The following is a 17050-nucleotide window of genomic DNA, read 5'->3' as shown; positions in this document are numbered from 1 at the left end:
CCGATCCTGTATGGACGGCGGGGTTGCCATCGAAGGCTAGCAATTGTTCGTGCGGATTCCGCGCATGATCCTGTCGCATGTGGAGCATTGACGCAAGCGGGGTCGGGTGTTAGTGCCGTGCGTACGAAGTCGCCTTCCGGTAACGCGCTTTGCGCTGATCTTGGTGATGTTGCCGGTCGGCGTCAGGTGCGCTGACGTGCTCTTTTCCGAAGTGATCGAAACACCTCATTCACGTTCACTTCACACCGCTGTAGCCGCAGGTGGCCAGAATGTGGTCGGCGGTCGGGTGTGGAACGTCGCGCGCATCGGCCATTCGCTCCGGTCGGACCAATTGAGGTGCGGCAAGAGTGGCCGATCAGTCCATGCTGGCCCACCGATCAGCCGATTGCCCGCCCGTCCCTTCGGCTGGTGCCGGCCGCAGCGCCGCCCGCAGGTCGTGCCGGAGTCGGTCGAACTCGACGTTTTCCCAGGTGGGAGACCTTCGGCGAAGGTGCCACCGGGGGCGGCCTGCGCCTTTTGTCGGGCAATCGCTTGATCGACGGCACATCGTGGAGAATGTTGACTTTCTGGGACCGGGACGGCGGGTGAACCCGTCCGGAAATGGCGAATACCACAGCGCTGACCGTCGAATCAGCCAGTTTCGGCGGAAGCGGTTCCCAGCGTCAGGAGTTGCCCATTCCCAGTCAATGGAAGCCGTCCGCTGTCCCCGCTATCAACGCCTCCCCGGCCAAATCGTTTTGCTTCCCCGATCGATTTCGTGGAACTTCCACGGTACGCAAATGCAGGAGTGGATGTGCGCCGCCGCCAGTCGGTCGGCGCGACCTGATGAAACGGCAGGCACCGGATCCGACCGCCCCGGCTGAGTCCGCACTCGACGCATCGGGCGGCCGGTCCGGCGGCACCGGTCGCGCAGTTTTCCCGCACCGTCGCCGGTGGCGTCAGGGCTGCCGCAGGTCGGGGGTGGTGACCAGCAGGAGCGTCGAACCGGCCGCGAAGACCGCCGCGCCGACGAAGACCAGACCCGGCGACGCGTGGACCAGCGACCAGGCGAACGCCGTACCGGCCAGCACCGGCACCACGGTCTCGGCGGCGGCGCCGACGCCGGTCAGCGCCCCCTGCACGGTGCCCCGCCCGTCGGCGGGCACGACCCGGGACAGCCACGACTGCGCGGCGGCGCCACCGGTCGAGGCGAGCACACCGACCGCCAGGAGCAGGTACAGCAGCCAGGGTGCGGTCACGAACGCCGTACCCGCCAGCCAGACGACGCCGAGCAGGCCGCCGACGGTCGGGCCGGCGACGAACCCGAGCCCCGACGCAGCACCCACCAACCCGTACGCGCGGGCCCGTGCCCCGGGGGCGGTCACGTCGGCGAGGTACGCGTTGACCACCGTGTACGTGCCCGCGCAGGCACCGGCGAGGGCGTGGAACAGCAGCAGCGTCCACGGGGCGGGGGAGGCCGCGTGGGCCAGCCAGTCGACGCCGAGGCAGCCCACCGACCCGAGCAGGACCGGCCGCCTGCCGTACCGGTCGGCGAGCCGTCCGAGCAGCGGCGCGACGACGAACTGCAGCAGGCCGTAGACCGAGCCGAGCAGGCCGGACCAGCGGGCAGCGGCGGCGGCGTCCCCGGCGACGTCGGCCAGCAGGGCCGGCACGACGGGCACGACCAGGCCCAGCCCGAGCATGTCCAGGACGACGGTGACGAGGAGGAACGAGAGGGCGGGCGGGCGGCGCACGGCGACTCCTGGTGGCGAGGGGACAGGCCCCCCTCGCCACCCACGGCCAGCCGCAGGTACGGAGGATCAGATTATCGGTGCCGTCAACCGGTTTTCGTCGTCACCGGCCTCGGATCAGCCCCGGCAGCCGGCCGGGCTGTCGCCACCCGACGGCACGGAGGCGACCACCGCGTCCGAGATCGGGGTGAGCCACTGCAACGCCCCCTCGTACGCCCGGGGCACCGTCACCGTGACGGCGGTCTCCCGGTCGAGCGTGGTGAGCACGGTGGCGTCCGACCGCTCGTCGGCATACCAGCAGACCCGGTTGACGGTCCACACGTCGGCGGTGGCGTCCACGGTCGGCTCGGCGCCACCGCAGGCCACGGTCAGCGCCGGGTCACCGTAGGCGGCGTTCTGCTCGGCACCGGCGGTCACCGGACGCTGGGCGAGGTCCCGCACGGTGGCCGGCAGCTGCGACACCAGCGCCCGGCACACCACCCCCGGCCGTTCGGCCAGCGCCGGGGCGGGCATCGCGACCGGGGCGCTGGACCGGGGCCCGGCGCTGGTCGGCGACGGGTCCGGCGCGGCGACCGGCGCGTCCGGGGAGAGCTTGGCGAAGGTGAAACCCGCCACGGCCACCGTCACCGGCACGGCGACCAGGGTGGCCCACAGCGCGGCCCGCCGGGTCGACCGGTCCACTGCCGGCCGGTCGGCGGCGGGCGCGACGTCGGTCGGGGTCTCGGGGGAGGAGGTCTTCTCGTCCACTTACAGGCGCACCACCGAACACGTGAGGGTGCGGGTGATGCCGGGCACCATCTGCACGTTGCTGACGATCAGTTTGCCGAGTTCGTCGACGGTGTTCGCCTCGGTGAGGACGACCACGTCGTACGGCCCGGTGACGGCGTCGACGCGTACCACGCCGGCAAGATCCGCGATCAGACCGGCCACGTCCCGCGCCCGGCCCACCTCAGTCTGGATGAGGATGTACGCCTGTACCACGACTCGACCTCCGTCCGTCGCCGCCCGGGGCGGCCCGAAGGGTGAAAATACCCTACGGAGCAGGCGTGATCCCTATCGGTGGTCGCGGGTAAGCAGCTAGCGAGCGTGTCGGAAGGAAGACATGGGTGTCGCGGACGTGGGCGAGTTCGGCCTCATCGACCGGGTGACCACCCGGCTGACGTACGGATCGTCCTGCCTGCTCGGGCCGGGCGACGACGCCGCCGTGGTGGCCGCCCCCGACCGGCGGGTGGTCGCCTCCACCGACGTGCTGGTCGAGGGGCGGCACTTCCGGCGGGACTGGTCGAGCGCGCGGGACGTCGGGCACCGGGCGGCGGCGGCCAACCTCGCCGACATCGCCGCGATGGGCGCGACCCCCACCGCCCTGCTGGTGGCGCTCTGCATCCCCGCCGACCTGGACACCGCCTGGGTGGAGGAGTTGGCCGACGGGCTGGCCGCCGAGGCGGCGCTGGTCGACGCGGGGGTGGTCGGCGGGGACATGTCCGCCAGCGCCACCCTGACCATCGCGGTGACCGCCCTCGGCGACCTGGCGGGCCGGCCGCCGGTGGTCCGCTCCGGGGCCCGGCCGGGTGACGTGGTGGCGCTCGCCGGCCGCACCGGCTGGGCCGCCGCCGGGCTGACCGTGCTCTCCCGGGGGTTCCGCACCCCCCGGGTGCTGGTCGAGGCGTACCGGCGGCCGGAGGTGCCCTACCCGGCCGGGCCGGAGGCCGCCCTGCTCGGCGGCACCGCCATGATCGACGTGTCGGACGGGTTGCTGGCCGACCTGGGCCACCTGGCGAAGGCCAGTGGCGTCGGGGTCGACCTGCGCCGGGACGCCTTCGAGGTGCCCCCGCAGATGCGCGACGCCGCCCAGGCGCTCGGCGTCGACCCGTACACCTGGATCCTGGCCGGTGGCGACGACCACGCCCTGGTCGCCACCTTCCCCCCGACGGTGGCGCTGCCGCCGTCGTGGCGGGCGGTGGGCCGGGTGGTCGAGGGCGGCGGGGTGACCGTCGATGGTGACGCGTACGACGGACCGGCCGGCTGGGATCACTTCCGGTAAGGGGCGGTCGTACCCTTCACCCGTGAGTGAGATCGAGATCCGGCCGCTGGGCTTCGACTCGCCGGTGGCCCAGACGCTCATCCGGGCGACCATGGCCGACCTGGGCGTCCGGTACGGCGGCAGCGGCGACGAGACCCCCATCGACCACACCGAGTTCGTCCCGCCGCACGGCGATTTCCTCGTCGCCCACCTCGACGGCGAGCCGGTCGGCTGCGCGGGGTGGCGCAGCCACGGCACGGACGCCGCCGAGCTGAAACGGATGTACACCACCCCGGTCGTGCGGGGGCGCGGGGTGGCCCGCGCCCTGCTCGCCGCCATCGAGGAGTCGGCCCGCAGGCACGGGCGCAGGCGGATCATCCTGGAGTGCGGTGACCGGCAACCCGAGGCGGTCGCCCTCTACACCTCGGCGGGGTACGAGCGGATCGCCAACTTCGGCTACTACGCCGACGCCCCCGGCTGCCTGTCGTTCGGCCGGACGCTCTGACCGGTCGTCCGGCCCGCCGGTTCCGGTCGGAGCGGCGGGACCGGACCGTCGGCCCGGCGGGTGTCAGGCGACGGTGAACCGGAGCCGGTCGGCGCCGGCCCGGGCGGTGGCCGCCGCCTCGGCCGGGTCGGCACCCCAGGCCAGCACGTGCCCGCCCCGGCGCACCGACGAGGTGACCTCGCCGATCCGGTCCCCGACGGCCACGTCGAGCTGCACGGCGAGCACGCCGGGCACCCGGCGGGCGTCGCGCAGCCCGTCGACCGCGGTCAGCGTCCCCGGCGGCGGCAGCAGGAACTCCACCGCCGCCGCCCCGGACGGCCGGGCCGGCAGCCGGGGCCGCTCGCCGCGCAGCGTCCGCAGGTAGGCGTCGATGAAACCGCACTCGTACGCCACCGAGATCAGCGCGGCGATCATGTCGCCGGGCAGCCGGGCGGCGCACTCCACCAGCGTCGGCACCCCGTCGGCGACGATCCATTCGCTGTGCAGCACACCGGTGCGGAAGCCGGCCGCCGCAGCCAGCCGGGTGGCCGCCGCGACGAGTTCCGCGCGGCCGTCCGCCGGTAGCGCCGAGGGGACCGTGTGCCCGGTCTCCACCGGTCGACGACCGGGCAGCACCCGCTTGTCGGTGACGTTGCCGAAGCACACCTCGCCGTCGACGACCAGCAGTTCGACGCTGTACTCCGAGCCGACCAGGGTCTGCTCGACCAGCACCTCGGTGGGCAGGTCGGTGGCCGCCTCCACCGGCGCCTCCGGGGCGGCGGTCGCCGACCAGGCCGCCGCCACGTCGTCACCGGCCCCGACGAGTTGCACGCCGAGGCTGCCGGAGCGGCGGGTCGGCTTCAGCACGCACCGGCCACCGAACCGGGCCGCGAACGCCGCCGCCCGCTGCGGGGAGTCGACCAGCTCGTACGCCGGGTTGGCCAGCCCGGCCCGGTCGGCCAGCAGGCGCATCCGGTGCTTGTCGGAGAACACGTCGGCGGCCTGCGGGCCGGCGCCGGGCAGGCTCAGCCGTTCGGCGAGCCGGGCGGTGGCACCGACGGCGTACTCCAGGCCGGGCATCACCAGCCGGGCGGTGGTGAGCCCCGGCTCCCGGGCGAGCAGCTCCTCGACGTCCAGGCCGGTCTGGTAGCGGGCGGGCACCACCCGGGAGACCACCGGCAGCCGGGCCGCCGTCGCGGTGACGTCCCGCCGGGCGATGATCTCCGGCTCCTCGACGAGCACCACGCTGCCCGCCGGCAGTTCCTCGGCGAACCAGTGCAGCATGCCGAGCGAGGCACCCACGACGATCATCTCGTCACGGCCCAGGTCGAGGTCCAACGGTCGTCCTCCGTACGGGTCGGCCACCGGGTTGCGGGGACACGACAGTACCGGCGGGCCGGGCGGCCCGCCGGTACTGATCGGAGCTGGGGCGGTGGAGGTGTCGCCAGGTCAGGCGCGGGTGACCTTGCCGGCCTTGATGCACGAGGTGCAGACCTGGAGCTTCTTGGTGGTGCCCCCACCGGCCGGGGTACGCACCGACTGGATGTTCGGGTTCCAGCGGCGGTTGGTCCGCCGGTGCGAGTGGGACACGTTGTGGCCGAAGCCCGGCCCCTTGCCACAGACGTCGCACACGCTAGCCACGGGATACTCCTGAGATTGATACGTTCATGAGGTCGCCGGCAGGCGCTGCCCGGACAACCTGGCCAGGCTACCCGATGTCCCCCGGGCAGGACCAACCGGCCCGTCCCGGCCCCCGCCGGCCGCCCCGCCCGCCCCGACCCCGCCCGTCCGACCCCGCCCGGGGCGGACCGTAGGACGCGGGGACACGCGCCGGCCGGCCCCGGCGGGTGTCGGTCGCCGCCAGTAGGCTTCTGGCCGTGCTGGACACCCTCGACGCCGCCGCGGTACGCCGCTGGTGCGCGAGCGGTCTCGCCGCGCTGCGCCGGCACCAGGGCGAGATCGACGAGCTGAACGTCTACCCCGTGCCCGACGGGGACACCGGCACCAACCTCGTGCTCACCCTCACCTCCGCGCAGCAGGCGCTGGCGATGGAGCTCGGCACCCTGCCCGAGGACGGCCCGACCGCGCACGGGCAGGCGCTGCGGCTGATGGCGCGGGGCGCGCTGCTCGGCGCGCGGGGCAACTCCGGGGTGATCCTCTCGCAGATCCTGCGCGGCCTCGCCGACGCGCTCGGCGACGTGCCCGCCGTCGCCGGCCGGGCGCTGGCCGCCGCGCTGCGCGACGCCACCACCGCCGCCTACGCCGCGGTGGCCCGGCCGGTCGAGGGCACCGTGCTGAGTGTGGTCGCCGCCGCCGCGACCGCCGCCGAGCGGGCCGACAGCGACGACCTGTGCACCGTGGCCCGGGCCGCCGCCGGGGAGGCGGCCCACGCGCTGGCCCGGACCCCCGGGCAACTGCCCGCGCTCGCCCGGGCCGGCGTGGTCGACGCCGGTGGCCGGGGCCTCTGCCTGCTGCTCGACGCGCTGGTCGAGGTGGTCACGGGGGAGGCCCCGGCCGGGCCGGCGCCGGTGGCCCGCCCGGTGCGTCCGCCGCTGACCGTCGTCCGGGAGACCGGCTCTCCCGGGTACGCCTACGAGGTGCAGTTCCTGCTCGACGCCCCGCCCGAGGCGGTGACCCGGATGCGCGCCGAACTGGCCACCCTGGGCGACTCGCTGGTGGTGGTCGGCGACGCCGGCCCACCCGCCGGGTCCACCACCTGGAACGTCCACGTCCACGTCAACGACGTCGGGGCGGCCGTCGAGGCGGGGGTGGCCGCCGGCCGGCCGTACCGGATCTCGGTGACCCGGTTCGCCGACCAGGCCCCGCCGGCCGACCACCCCGCCACCGACGGCCGGGCGGCCGTGGTGGTCGCGACCGGGGTCGGCATCGCCGAACTCCTCGCCGGGGAGGGGGCGACGGTGGTACCGGGCAACCCGTCCACCGGTGAGCTGCTGGACGCGATCCGGGCCACCGCCGCCGCCCGGGTGGTGGTCCTCCCCAACGACCCGAACACCCAGGCGGTGGCGAGCGCCGCCGCCCGGGAGGCGCACCGGCTCGGGGTGAAGGTCAGCGTGGTGCCGACCCGTTCGCCGGTGCAGGCGCTGGCCGCGCTCGCCGTGCGGGACCCGCAGCGCCGGTTCGCCGACGACGTCATCGCGATGGCCGAGGCGGCCGGGGCCTGCCGCTACGCCGAGGTGTGCCACGCCAGCCGGGAGGCGCTGACCGTCGCCGGCCCGTGCCGGCCCGGCGACGTGCTGGCCCTGGTCGAGGGGGAGGTGCACCTGATCGGCAGCGACCTGGTCGACACCTGCGCCGCCGTGGTCGACCGGATGCTCGGCGGTGGCGGTGAACTGGTCACCCTGCTCACCGGCGCGGACGCCCCGGCCGGGCTCGCCGAGGCGGTCCGGGACCACGTGGCCCGGCGCTGGCCCTTCGTCGAGGTGCAGGCGTACCCGGGTGGGCAACCGCACTATCCGCTCCTGGTGGGGGTCGAATGACGACGTCCGAACCGGCCACGGTGGACACCGCGCTGACGAAGCTGGTCGGGGAGCGCACCGCCAAGGCGCTCGCCGGCCATCTCGACCTGCACACCGCCGGTGACCTGATGTACCACTTCCCGCGCCGCTACGACGAGCGCGGCGAGCACACCGACATCCGTTCGCTGGACGTCGGCGAGCAGGTCACCGTGCTGGCCCAGGTGCAGCGCACGGCCGTACGCCCGATGCGGCAGCGCCGGGGCAACCTGCTGGAGGTGACCGTCGGCGACAACTCGGGCGGGACGCTGACGTTGACGTTCTTCGGCAACCAGGCGTGGCGGGAACGCGAGCTGCGCCCCGGCCGGTGGGGGTTGTTCGCCGGCAAGGTCACCGAGTTCCGGGGCAAGCGGCAGCTCAACGGCCCGGAGTACGTGCTGCTCGGCGAGGGGGGCGAGGGCGAGGCGGCGGCCTCCGAGGAGGTCGAGGAGTTCGCCGGGGCGCTGATCCCGGTCTATCCGGCCGCCGCCGCCGTGCCGACCTGGGTGATCGCCCGCTGCGTGCGGGTGGTGCTGGACACCGTCACCCCGCCGGACGATCCGCTGCCGGCGTCACTGCGGGCCGACCGGAAGCTGGTCGGCATCGGCACCGCGCTGCGCGAGATCCACCGGCCGTCGAGCAGGGAGGAGCTGTACCGGGCCCGTCGCCGGCTCAAGTGGGACGAGGCGTTCGCCGTGCAGCTGACCCTGGTGCAGCGCAAGCTGCGGGCGGCGTCCTGGCCGGCGACGCCGCGCCCGGCGAAGGCGGGTGGCCTGCTCGACGCGTTCGACGCCCGGCTGCCCTACGAGCTGACCCCCGGCCAGCGCGACGTCGGCGTCGAGATCGCCGCCGACCTGGCCACCCCGCATCCGATGCACCGGCTGTTGCAGGGCGAGGTCGGTTCCGGCAAGACGGTGGTGGCGTTGCGGGCGATGCTCCAGGTGGTCGACGCGGGCGGCCAGGCGGCGCTGCTGGCCCCGACCGAGGTGCTCGCCGCCCAGCACCACCGGGGCATGCTCGACCTGCTCGGCCCGCTGGCCCAGGCCGGCGAGCTGGGCGCGGCCGACGACGCGACCCGGGTGGAGCTGGTCACCGGCTCGCTGGGCGCGGCGGCCCGGCGGCGGGCCCTGGCCGAGGTCGCGCAGGGGCGGGCGGGCATCGTGCTCGGCACCCACGCCCTGCTCTACGAGGGGGTCGACTTCGCCGACCTGGGCCTGGTGGTGGTCGACGAGCAGCACCGGTTCGGCGTGGAGCAGCGGGACGCGCTGCGGTCCAAGGCCGACCAGCCGCCGCACGTGCTGGTGATGACGGCCACCCCGATCCCGCGCACGGTGGCGATGACCGTCTACGGCGACCTGGAGACCTCCACCCTGTCCCAGTTGCCGCAGGGGCGGTCCCCGATCGCCTCGCACGTGGTGCCGGCGGCCGAGAAACCGGCCTTCCTGGACCGGGCGTGGCGGCGGGTGCGCGAGGAGGTCACCGCCGACCACCAGGCGTACGTGGTGTGCCCGCGCATTGGTGAGGGACCGGTGGGCGAGGAGGAGCCGCCCCGCGAGGACGACAACGGGCGACGCCCCCCGCTGGCGGTGACCGAGGTGGCGCCGCTGCTGGCCGAGGGGCCGTTGCACGGGCTGCGGATCGGCGTCCTGCACGGCCGGCTGCCCGCCGACGAGAAGGACGCCGTGATGCGGTCCTTCGCCGACGGCGACCTCGACGTGCTGGTCGCCACCACGGTGGTCGAGGTCGGCGTCAACGTCCCCAACGCCACCGTGATGATCGTGCTGGACGCCGACCGGTTCGGGGTGTCGCAACTGCACCAGCTCCGGGGCCGGGTCGGCCGGGGTTCGGCCCCCGGGCTCTGCCTGCTGGTCAGCGAGGCGGCCGAGGGCTCGTCGGCGCGGGAGCGGCTGGACGCGGTCGCCTCCACCACCGACGGGTTCAAGCTGGCCGAACTGGATCTGGAGCAGCGCCGGGAGGGTGACGTGCTGGGCGCGACCCAGTCCGGCCGCCGCTCGCACCTGCGGCTGCTCTCCCTGAGACGCGACGCCGACCTGATCCGCGACGCGCGGGCCGAGGCGGTGGCCCTGGTCGGACAGGACCCGGAGCTGGCGCGGCATCCGGCCCTGGCCGCCTCGGTCGCCGCCCTGGTCGACGAGGAACGCGCGGAGTACCTGGAGAAGGGCTGACCGCCGCCCCGGCGCGCGTGCGCCGGGGCGGCGGCCCGCCGGCCGGGCGTGCCACCGCCCGGCGGGACGGCTCAGGGCTACCGTTTCTCGACGATGGTCCAGCCGGTCCAGCCCCGGTCGGCGACGAGCTTCCGCAATCGCCTGACGACGGGGTGGGCCGCGTCGGCGAACGAGTCCATCAACCGGACGAACGCGGGATCGGGGGTGACCTCCTCCTGCATCGCCAGTTCCCCGTCGGCTTCCGCCTGGGCGAACAGCTCGGCCATCAGGTCGGCCGTCTCGCGCAGCAACTCCTCGTCCTGCCAGTCCTCGGCGATCCGACCGATCAACCGGTAGAGCTGGACGACCTGGGGATTGTCGAGCTGGGCCACCTTGTCGGCCATCAGCCCGGAGATGGCGTCCGGCCACCGGGCCGCCATCAGGATCCACCCGTCGCGTTCGGCCTGCACGGCGACCGGCGGCACCCCGGCGGCGCGGAGCCGGTCCAGGTAGTCGACCACCTCCGCCGGCACGGCGAGGGTGTCACCGTCGCCGAGCCGGGCGATCCGCCGCCGGTGTTCCTGAAGCGTGCGGATCTGGGTCCGCAGCTGGCGGTCGATCCCGGCGATCGCGGCGGCGAACGTCTCCGCGTCGGCGTCGAGCAGTTCCCGGACCCGGGCCAGCGGCACACCGGCCTCGGCGAGGGTGCGGATCCGGACCAGCCGCACCACCGCCGCCGCGTCGTACGTCCGGTAGCCGGAGGCGTCGCGTTCCGGTTCCGGTAGCAGCCCGATCTGGTGGTAGTGCCGTACGGCACGGATGGTCACCCCGGCGTACGACGCCAGCCGTCCGATCGTCAACATGGCCTCAGCCTGCCCGACCCGGGAGCACCGTCAACCGACCCTGCGGCGGTGCACGACCATCGCGCCGCCGTACGCGACGACGAGGAGGCCGGCGCACCAGGCGAGCGCGGTCCACACCTCGCCGCCGACCTGCTCTCCGGCGAGCAGGCCGCGCAGGGCGTTCACGATGGCGGTCACCGGCTGGTGCTCGGCGAAGGCCCGCACCGGGCCGGGCATGGTGTCGGTGGGCACGAAGGCCGAGCTGACGAACGGCAGCAGGATGAGCGGGTAGGAGAACGCGCTCGCGCCGTCCACGGAGGTGGCGGTCAGGCCCGGGATGACCGCGAGCCAGGTCAGCGCCAGGATGAACAGCAGCAGGATGCCGGTGACGGCCAGCCAGGCCAGCGGGCCGGCCCCGGAGCGGAAACCCATGGCGAGGGCGACCAGCACCACCACCACGAGCGAGATCAGGTTGGCGACCAGCGAGGTCAGCACGTGCGCCCAGAGCACGGCCGAGCGGGCGATCGGCATGGACCGGAACCGCTCGAAGATGCCGCCCTTGAGGTCCAGGAAGAGCCGGTACGCGGTGTAGGAGATGCCGGAGACGACGGTGATCAGCAGGATGCCGGGCAGCAGGTAGTTCACGTACCGGTCGGCGCCGGTCCGGATCGCGCCGCCGAACACGTAGACGAACAGCAGCAGGAACGCGATCGGCATGATCGTGGTGGTGATGACGGTGTCCGGGCTGCGGCTGATGTGCCGCAGCGAGCGCCCGAGCAGGGCGGCGGTGTCCGCCAGGAAGTGTCTGGTCATCGGGGTCCTCAGTGGTTCGTGCCGGCGGGGCGGGCGGGGTCCGGGGTGCGGTCGGTGGCGGCGGTGGGTCCGTCGTCGCCGACGATGGCGAGGAACACGTCCTCCAGGGTGGGCTGCTTCTCGACGTACTCGACGGTGGCGGGCGGAAGGAGCTGCTTGAGCTGGGCCAGCGTGCCGTCGGCGATGATCCGTCCGTGGTGCAGCACGGCGATCCGGTCGGCGAGCTGTTCGGCCTCGTCGAGGTACTGGGTGGTGAGCAGCACCGTGGTGCCCCGGCGGGCGAGTTCCCGGACGGCCTGCCACACCTCGATGCGCGCCTGTGGGTCGAGCCCGGTGGTGGGTTCGTCGAGGAAGATCACCGGCGGGTCGCCGATGAGGCTCATCGCGATGTCGAGGCGGCGGCGCATCCCCCCGGAGTAGGTGCCCACCCGCCGGCCGCCCGCGTCGGTGAGCGCGAACCGGCCGAGCAGGTCGTCCGCGACCCGGCCGGGGTCGGGCAGGTGGCGCAGCCGGGCGACCAGCAGCAGGTTCTCCCGGCCGGTGAGGATCTCGTCGACGGCGGCGAACTGGCCGGTGAGGCTGACGGACTCGCGTACCCGCGCGCCCTGGGTGGTGACGTCGAAGCCGTGCACGTGGGCCGTCCCGCCGTCCGGCCGGAGCAGGGTGGCGAGGATGCGTACCAGGGTGGTCTTCCCCGCTCCGTTGGCGCCGAGCAGGGCGAGGATGCTGCCCGGGGCCACGTCGAGGTCCACCCCGCGCAGCACGGGCAGCTCGCGGTAGGACTTCGTCAGGCCCCGGACCTGGATGGCGGGCCCGGGGGCCTGCGGTTTCGTCGACTCTGTCGTGGACATGGCGTCAGCATGCGAGGTTGACGCTGCGGCAGGGTCAAGCCCGAACCGCGCAGGGCGCGTCGACCGGCCGGTCGACGCGCCCTGCGGGCGGGTTGCGGGTCAGACGGTGAAGCGGATGCGCCGACGTCGGGCGACGAGGAAGAGCACCCCGCCGGCCACCAGCAGGGTGGCCGCGCCGGCCGCGATGGCGCCGGCCGCCGCACCGGTCACCGGGAGGCCGCCGTCCTGGTCGCCGCCGCCACCGCCGCCACCGGTGGACGGGCAGTCCTTCGGCTTCTCCCACTTCAGCGGGCCGCCGGAGTCGAGGTCACCGGTGACGGTGACGGTGAGCCCCTTGCTGGCCGGGAAGCTGACCGTCCCGGTCCGGCCGGGCTCGACGGTGAGCTTCTTCGGCTCGCCCTTGCTGGGGGTGAACACCGAGGTCAGCGGGGTGCCGTCCTCCGGGTTGCTGATCCGGAAGATCATCTTGTCGCAGCTCGACTCGTAGCTGGCGTCGGGGGTGCCGACCTCGGGCTGCTGGCAGTCGGCGGGCTTCTGCCAGCCGCCGGTGAAGTCCTTCATGCCGGGGGCGGTGACGGTGATCTCCTGCGCCTCGCCGGCGCTGAGCTTGCGGGTCTCGATCTTGCGCAGCGGGACGGTCACCTTCTCGGTGAAGCCGCCGCTGCCGACGATGGCGAAGGTCGCCTCGGCGTTGCCGCTGCGGTTGACCAGGGTCAGCTCGACGTTGCCGTCGCAGTCGGACTCGGCGATCACCTCCGGCGCCGCCGAGCAGGTGCCCGAGCCGCCGTTGTACCAGGCGCGCGGGCCGGTGGAGCGGGCGCCGATGCCGGTCGGGCTGCCGACCTTGCGGTCGCCGTACCGGTCGCTGGTGTCGGTCAGCGGGTCGATCAGCTTGCTGCCGAAGACGAAGTCGACCTGGGTGTAGCAGTTCGGCACCTCGACGGCGAAGTCGAGGGTGGCCACGCCCAGTTCGCCCGGGGCCACCCCGGTGAACTTCTTGACCGACTTGTCGAGCACGTACTGCGGGACGGCGAACTTTGCCGACGGCGTCACGTACGACACCAGGGCGAGGTCCTGCTCCTCGCCCCGGCACAGCGGGCCGTTGGTCAGGGTGATCGACGCCTTGCCCGCCGGCCCGTCGAAGGTGTGCGTGTAGCGGGCGTCGGCGGCGGCGACGCAGGACGGCGCGGGCTCCCCGCCGGTCCCGGTGGTGGCCGTCGCGCTCGGCGTGGCGGTCGCCGTCGGCGTGGGCGTGGCCGTCGGGGACGGTGAGGCTGAGGTGGCGCCCGCCGGGGCGGTCAGGGCGAGGGCCGTGGCCAGGCCGGCCAGGGTGGCGGCGGTCGCGGCGAGCGGTCGCCGCAGCGACAGCTTTGGACGGATCACGCGTACTCCCGGGGTGAGGGTGCGTCAGGGCGCGGCGGGGGGTGGCGTTGCCGGGTCACGGCATGCGTCGGGAGCGCCGTGACGACGCCGTTGCGGCGCCCCGGCCGGCGGAGCGGCACCGGCACCGGGCCGACCCTAGTGGGCCCGTCGATACGGACACAGTGCACAGCCGGCACCCGGAGTGTTGTTATACATATGAGATCATTGATCTACTCGATGTGATCACGCCGTCACCCGGTCGGGGCGCACCGCGTCGCCGGCCCGCGTCCCCCGTCGCGTAGCGTCACAGGCATGCACAGGGGCAGACCGTGACCCGGATCGTGGCCGGCACGCTCGGCGGACGACGGATCGCCGCACCCGCCGGCGGCGGCACCCGGCCCACCTCCGACCGGGTCCGGGAGGCGCTGTTCAGCGCCGTCAGCGCCGAGGTGGACCTGGACGGGGCACGCTTCGCCGACCTGTACGCCGGCTCCGGCGCGGTCGGGCTGGAGGCGCTGTCCCGGGGCGCGGCGCACGTGCTGCTGGTCGAGTCCGACCCCCGGGCCGCCCGGGTGATCCGGGAGAACGTCGCCGCGCTGCGGGCCGCCCCCGCAGCCCGGTTGGTCACCGGCAGGGTGGCCGGGGTGGTCGCGGCCGGGCCCGGCGACGCGCCGTACGACGTGGTCTTCGCCGACCCCCCCTACGCGGTGCCGGACGACGAGATCACCGCCCTGCTGACCGGGCTGGTCACGCACGACTGGCTCGCCCCCGACGCGCTGGTGGTGGTCGAGCGGTCCACCCGGGGCGGCCCGGTCGGCTGGGTGCGGGGCATCACCGCCGGACGCAGCCGGCGTTACGGCGAGACCACTCTTTGGTACGGTCGCCGATCATGAGACGTGCGGTGTGTCCCGGCTCGTTCGACCCGGTCACCAACGGACACCTCGACATCATCGGACGGGCCAGCCGGCTCTTCGACGAGGTGATCGTCGGCGTGCTGGTGAACCAGTCGAAGAGCGGCCTGTTCACCGTCGAGGAGCGGATCGACATGCTCCGCGAGGTGACCTCCTCGTACGGCAACGTCCGGGTCGCGTCCTTCCGGGGGCTGCTCGTCGACTTCTGCCGGGCGCAGGAGGCGAGTGTGCTGATCAAGGGCCTGCGGGCGGTCAGCGACTTCGACTACGAGTTGCAGATGGCCCAGATGAACATCGGCCTGGCCGGCGTGGAGACGCTGTTCATGCCGACCAATCCGCTCTACTCGTTCCTCTCCTCCAGCCTGGTCAAGGACGTGGCGAAGTGGGGCGGCGACATCTCCTCCCACGTGCCCGACACCGTCCGGCGGGCGCTCCAGGCCCGGCTGACCGTCCCGCGCCCCTGACCGTACGGCCGGCGCGTCGGGCCGGGGTGGTGGCGGCGGTGGTGGCCGGGGCACGACATCATGTGGTGCAGCGCCGAAGCCGGGCGCAGGCCGCATCATGTAGGTCGGCCGACGAACGACAGGAGTGAGGTACCGGTGGACCCGCTCGACCGCATCGACGAACTGATCGCCATGGTGGAGCAGGCGCGCTCCGTCCCGATGTCGCGCAACAACTGCATGGTCGACCGGGGCGAGATGATCGCCGCCCTCGACGAGATGCGCGCCGAACTCCCCGCCGACCTGCGCCGCGCCGCCGCCCTGCTGGAGGAGCGGGACAAGATCATGGAGGCCGGCAAGCGGGAGGCCGACCGGATCATCAGCGAGGGTGAGGCGGAACACGCCCGGCTGGTCTCGGTGAACGAGATCACCGTCTCCGCCGAGCACGAGGGGGCCCGGATCATCGCCGAGGCCCGGGCCGAGGCGCAGCGGCTGCGCGAGGAGGTCGACGACTACGTCGACACCGCGCTGGCGAACTTCGAGCAGTTCCTCACCCGGGCGCTGGCCTCGATCGAGCGCGGGCGGGACAAGATGCACGCGCTGCGGGAGATCGGCACCTTCGGTGGGGACGACGCGGAACGCCCGTTACCCTTCTGAGCGGCACCTCATCCCACCGACGGACGGGTCGGGCGTCGCCCCCGGTTCGACGACCCGGCGGTCGCCCAGGTAACCTTTTTTGTCGGCCTCTCACCGGCCGGAGTCTGACTATGCCCAAACACTCGCCTTCATCACTCAACCCCAGGGCGCCGCTGGTCCTCGACACGAGGGACCTGCCGCGTCGCCCTGGCGCGTTGCGTACGCATCGGCGGGTCGTGCCGGCACCGGCGGACCTCGGCGTGGAGTTGATCGGCGTGCCGGAGGGCGCGGACCTCGACCTCGACCTGAGGTTGGAGTCGGTGTCCGAGGGCGTGCTCGTCTCCGGGACCGTGACCGGTCCCGTCCAGGGCGAGTGCGGTCGTTGCCTGCGCGCGATCGACTACTCGTTGACCGTGAACGTCCAGGAGCTGTATGCGTACGAGAACAGCACCACGGACATCACGACCGACGAGGACGAGGTGGGCCGGATGCAGGACGATCTGATCGACCTGGAGCCGGCGCTGCGGGACGCGGTGGTGCTCACGCTGCCGACCAACCCGCTCTGCCGGGAGGACTGCCCGGGACTGTGCCCCGAATGCGGGGTGCACCGGGACGATCTGCCGGCCGAACACAGCCACCAGCAGATCGACCCGCGTTGGGCGAGCCTGTCGCAACTGAACCGTACAGAGGAGTAGGAACCGTGGCCGTCCCCAAGCGCAAGATGTCGCGCAGCAACACCCGGTCCCGCCGGGCGAACTGGAAGGCGGCTGTGGTCGCGACCGTGGCCTGCCCGCAGTGCAAGTCCCCCAAGCTGCCGCACGCGGCGTGCTCCGTCTGCGGCACGTACAACGGCCGCCAGGTTCTCGAGGTCTGACCTGGACGCCGAGTGACACCCCCGACCACGGGTCGGGTGGCGCGCGCACCCCGGCGATCGCCCGGTGCCCCGGCTCCCTCCGACGCCGGCCGGCCTGCTCCGGCCGGCCCGGCGAGGGAGCCGGGCACCGCGCGGATCGCCGTTGACCTCCTCGGCGGGGACGATGCTCCCGCCGTCGTGGTTGACGGCGCTCTGCGGGCGGTGCGGGCCGACCCGGACCTGCACCTGCTGCTCGTCGGCCCGACCGAGGTCGCGGCCGGGGTGGTCGACGCCCTGACCCCGGCGCAACGCACCCGGATCACCATCCGCGCCACCCGACCCGACCTGCGGTTCGTGCCGGGCCGGCCGCACCGCACCGGGCCCCACCGGATGCACCTGCACCTGACCAGCGACAGCCCCGACGACCAGCA

At 73.8% G+C, this 17050-nt stretch carries 18 protein-coding genes and 1 pseudogene; 10 read left to right on the top strand and 9 right to left on the bottom strand.

Going from position 1 to position 17050, the window contains the following annotated elements; translation table 11 throughout:
- Positions 1–938 precede the first annotated feature (938 nt).
- The 3 genes from H1A17_RS13335 to H1A17_RS13325 form a co-directional block, all read right to left on the bottom strand.
- Positions 939–1733, bottom strand: a complete 795-nt coding sequence (locus H1A17_RS13335) for an MFS transporter (RefSeq protein WP_194821992.1) — start codon at positions 1731–1733, stop codon at positions 939–941.
- 114 nt (positions 1734–1847) lie between these two features.
- On the bottom strand, positions 1848–2477 hold the full coding sequence (locus H1A17_RS13330; protein ID WP_168222395.1) for a DUF3515 family protein: 630 nt from the start codon (positions 2475–2477) through the stop codon (positions 1848–1850).
- Positions 2478–2711, bottom strand: coding sequence for an Lrp/AsnC ligand binding domain-containing protein (locus tag H1A17_RS13325; protein ID WP_088646044.1), 234 nt, complete (start codon positions 2709–2711; stop codon positions 2478–2480).
- A gap of 121 nt (positions 2712–2832) precedes the next feature.
- Here H1A17_RS13325 and H1A17_RS13320 point away from each other — a divergent pair, with 121 nt between their 5' ends.
- Positions 2833–3771, top strand: a complete 939-nt coding sequence (locus tag H1A17_RS13320; protein ID WP_145918330.1) for a thiamine-phosphate kinase — start codon at positions 2833–2835, stop codon at positions 3769–3771.
- A gap of 22 nt (positions 3772–3793) precedes the next feature.
- Complete coding sequence (locus H1A17_RS13315; protein WP_145918331.1) at positions 3794–4255, top strand: GNAT family N-acetyltransferase; 462 nt, start codon at positions 3794–3796, stop codon at positions 4253–4255.
- 63 nt (positions 4256–4318) lie between these two features.
- On the opposite strand, the gene H1A17_RS13310 is transcribed toward H1A17_RS13315, so the two are convergent.
- On the bottom strand, positions 4319–5572 hold the full coding sequence (locus H1A17_RS13310; protein ID WP_194821991.1) for an ATP-grasp domain-containing protein: 1254 nt from the start codon (positions 5570–5572) through the stop codon (positions 4319–4321).
- Positions 5573–5683: 111 nt separating this feature from the next.
- Positions 5684–5875, bottom strand: coding sequence for a 50S ribosomal protein L28 (gene rpmB, locus H1A17_RS13305; protein WP_013284551.1), 192 nt, complete (start codon positions 5873–5875; stop codon positions 5684–5686).
- Positions 5876–6111: 236 nt separating this feature from the next.
- Here rpmB and H1A17_RS13300 point away from each other — a divergent pair, with 236 nt between their 5' ends.
- Positions 6112–7731 carry a DAK2 domain-containing protein gene (locus H1A17_RS13300; protein WP_145918333.1) on the top strand — a complete coding sequence of 540 codons (1620 nt, stop codon included), beginning with the start codon at positions 6112–6114 and terminating at the stop codon, positions 7729–7731.
- Positions 7728–9932: an ATP-dependent DNA helicase RecG gene (gene recG, locus H1A17_RS13295; RefSeq protein WP_194821990.1), complete on the top strand. Its 2205-nt coding sequence runs from the start codon at positions 7728–7730 to the stop codon at positions 9930–9932. Before H1A17_RS13300 ends, recG begins: the two co-directional genes overlap by 4 nt.
- 77 nt (positions 9933–10009) lie before the next feature.
- On the opposite strand, the gene H1A17_RS13290 is transcribed toward recG, so the two are convergent.
- The 4 genes from H1A17_RS13290 to H1A17_RS13275 form a co-directional block, all read right to left on the bottom strand.
- Positions 10010–10774 carry a MerR family transcriptional regulator gene (locus H1A17_RS13290; protein ID WP_145918335.1) on the bottom strand — a complete coding sequence of 255 codons (765 nt, stop codon included), beginning with the start codon at positions 10772–10774 and terminating at the stop codon, positions 10010–10012.
- Between the two features lie 30 nt (positions 10775–10804).
- Complete coding sequence (locus H1A17_RS13285) at positions 10805–11566, bottom strand: ABC transporter permease (protein ID WP_145918336.1); 762 nt, start codon at positions 11564–11566, stop codon at positions 10805–10807.
- 8 nt (positions 11567–11574) lie between these two features.
- Positions 11575–12417 (bottom strand): ABC transporter ATP-binding protein, encoded by an 843-nt coding sequence (locus H1A17_RS13280; RefSeq protein WP_145918337.1) that lies wholly within the window; start codon positions 12415–12417, stop codon positions 11575–11577.
- A gap of 99 nt (positions 12418–12516) precedes the next feature.
- The gene (locus H1A17_RS13275; RefSeq protein WP_194821989.1) at positions 12517–13800 is read right to left on the bottom strand and encodes a cell wall anchor protein; all 1284 of its coding nucleotides are present in this window, start codon (positions 13798–13800) and stop codon (positions 12517–12519) included.
- 308 nt (positions 13801–14108) lie between these two features.
- On the opposite strand from H1A17_RS13275, the gene rsmD reads away from it, so the two are divergent.
- The 6 genes and pseudogenes from rsmD to H1A17_RS35545 all read left to right on the top strand — a co-directional run.
- Positions 14109–14672 carry a 16S rRNA (guanine(966)-N(2))-methyltransferase RsmD gene (rsmD, locus tag H1A17_RS13270; protein WP_145918339.1) on the top strand — a complete coding sequence of 188 codons (564 nt, stop codon included), beginning with the start codon at positions 14109–14111 and terminating at the stop codon, positions 14670–14672.
- Positions 14669–15154, top strand: coding sequence for a pantetheine-phosphate adenylyltransferase (gene coaD, locus H1A17_RS13265; protein WP_088646035.1), 486 nt, complete (start codon positions 14669–14671; stop codon positions 15152–15154). The genes rsmD and coaD overlap by 4 nt, the downstream gene beginning before the upstream one ends.
- Positions 15155–15289: 135 nt before the next feature.
- Positions 15290–15787 (top strand): hypothetical protein, encoded by a 498-nt coding sequence (locus H1A17_RS13260; RefSeq protein WP_145918340.1) that lies wholly within the window; start codon positions 15290–15292, stop codon positions 15785–15787.
- Positions 15788–15897: 110 nt separating this feature from the next.
- On the top strand, positions 15898–16461 hold the full coding sequence (locus tag H1A17_RS13255) for a DUF177 domain-containing protein (RefSeq protein WP_145918341.1): 564 nt from the start codon (positions 15898–15900) through the stop codon (positions 16459–16461).
- A 5-nt stretch (positions 16462–16466) separates the two neighbouring features.
- On the top strand, positions 16467–16640 hold the full coding sequence (gene rpmF, locus H1A17_RS13250) for a 50S ribosomal protein L32 (protein ID WP_088646032.1): 174 nt from the start codon (positions 16467–16469) through the stop codon (positions 16638–16640).
- Positions 16641–16775: 135 nt separating this feature from the next.
- Positions 16776–17050, top strand: a pseudogene (locus tag H1A17_RS35545) (hypothetical protein); the annotation flags it as partial.

Origin of the sequence: Micromonospora sp. S-DT3-3-22 (assembly GCF_015354745.1) — a bacterium.
In the GTDB taxonomy this organism is placed as follows: Bacteria; Actinomycetota; Actinomycetes; order Mycobacteriales; family Micromonosporaceae; genus Micromonospora; species Micromonospora wenchangensis.
The sequence above is the reverse complement of the archived record's forward strand: the minus strand, read 5'-3'. Positions and strand labels throughout refer to the sequence as shown.